Source organism: Vibrio sp. 10N.222.52.C12, assembly GCF_041474215.1.
Lineage (GTDB): Bacteria > Pseudomonadota > Gammaproteobacteria > Enterobacterales > Vibrionaceae > Vibrio > Vibrio crassostreae_C.
Genome location: NZ_JBFRTR010000086.1, coordinates 15,477 through 15,699 on the forward strand (window position 1 = coordinate 15,477; position 223 = coordinate 15,699).

Genomic DNA, 223 nt, shown 5'->3' on the forward strand with positions numbered 1-223 from the left:
CAGTAAATGTCCAAGCACTGAACTGAGTCATAAATGCGGTTGCACCTACCATCCACCACAGCATATTACCTCCCCCACGGAAGTAATCACTTGTCGTACTTGTAAACGTTCGAAACATCCACCCTATCGCAATTAAGAATAGGAAGTAGATGCCAACTATCAGGGTATTGAGTTCCATCGTTAGACCTTTTATTTATGTTTTTTTGTTGAGGTCACTATAAAT

General features: G+C 40.4%; 1 pseudogene. It reads right to left on the minus strand.

The features are described 5' to 3' along the window. Positions 1-178 (minus strand): annotated as a pseudogene (locus AB4623_RS15885) (transporter); the annotation flags it as partial. Positions 179-223: the final 45 nt, after the last annotated feature.